Below are 1,531 nucleotides of genomic sequence, written 5' to 3' on the forward strand. Positions count from 1 at the left end.
ACCTATCCCTACGGCTCGGGCGGGCCGAACTCGATCTTCGCCTTCATCACGGCGCACTACATGCGCACCTTCGGCGCGACGCGCGAGGACTTCGGCCGCATCGCGGTCGACCAGCGCAGCAACGCCCTGAAGAATCCGAACGCGATGTTCAAGAAGCCGCTCGGCCTCGACGAGTACATCGCCGCCAGGCCGATCTCCGACCCCATCCATCTGTTCGACTGCGTGATGCCCTGTGCCGGCGCCGAGGCCTTCCTGGTTATGAGCGAGGAGCGCGCGCGCGACCTCGGCCTGCCGCATGCGGTGATCCGCGGCGCGATCGAGCGCCACAACGCCTACTCGGAAGACCCGGTGATGGTGCGCGGCGGCTGGCGTGTCGATCGCGATGACCTCTACGCGCAAGCCGGCGTGCAGCCTACCGACATCGACTTCGTTCAGACCTACGACGACTACCCCGTGATCGTGATGATGCAGTTCGAGGACCTCGGCTTCTGCGAGAAGGGCGAGGGGTCGGCCTTCGTGCGCTCGCACACCATGACCCACGACGGCAGCTTCCCCAACAACACCAGCGGCGGTCAACTCTCTGCAGGACAGGCCGGTGCCGCCGGGGGCTTCCTCGGCATGACCGAGACGATCAGGCAACTGACGGACACAGCTGGTCCTCGTACCGTGCCGGATGCCAGGTTGGGCCTGGTCGCCGGCTTCGGCATGGTGACTTACGACCGCTGCCTGTGTACGGGCGCCGTGATTCTTGGGAGACCTTCATGACCATGCCGCTCATGCGCCCCAAGCGCAAGAACCCGGTGCTGCGCACCCGGCAGATGAACCTGCCGCCCTGGGCGCGCGGCCGTGTCGCCCTCGGCATCACCGCGGCCGCCGCCGAGGGTCGCTTCGAACTGCAGACCTGCGAGGACTGCGGCACGGTGCAGTACCCGCCGCGCGAGGCCTGCCACAAGTGCCTGTCGCCGCACCTGCACTGGCGCGAGCAGGGCGGCGAGGGCGAGCTGCTCAGCAGCACCACGCTGCATCACAGCAACGACCTGTTCTTCCGCGAGCGGCTGCCCTGGCGGCTGGGCCTGGTGCATCTCGATGCCGGCCCGACGCTGATGGTCCACCTGCACGGCGAGGTCGGCGAGGCGCCGTCGCGGGTGCGCGTGGGTGCCCGGCTCGACCGCGCGGGGCAGGCGGTATTGATTGGATTTCCGAACGAAGGGAGCGCCCACATGGCCGACGACAAGATGCTCAGAGAAATGACCAGCGATCCGAAGTTCCGCAAGGTGCTGGTCACCGACGGCAAGACCGAGGTGGGCCAGGCGATCGTGCGCGCGCTGGTCAAGGCCGGCGCCGACATCGTCTGGGTCGGCCATGCCGAGCCCTGGAAGAAGATGGGCGGACTGGACGACATCACGGCGCTGCCGCAGGTCACGCTGGTGCCGCTCGACCTGACCAACGGCCGCTCGGTGACCGAACTGGCCGGCGAGATCGGCGGCAAGGTCGACATCGTGATCAACAACGCCGAGGTGCATCGCAGCTT

Annotated in this window: 2 protein-coding genes; both read left to right on the forward strand. The window is 67.7% G+C overall.

Features of this window, described 5'->3' with window-relative positions:
- On the forward strand, nt 1-765 hold a 765-nt coding region (locus tag AC1D2K_RS34480; protein WP_478094905.1), incomplete at its 5' end, for a thiolase family protein.
- The coding region (locus AC1D2K_RS34485) for a Zn-ribbon domain-containing OB-fold protein (RefSeq protein WP_478094907.1) at nt 762-1,531 on the forward strand (770 nt) is incomplete at its 3' end. The genes AC1D2K_RS34480 and AC1D2K_RS34485, both read left to right, overlap by 4 nt.

This window comes from Variovorax sp. P1_H12_2, from assembly GCF_056405335.1.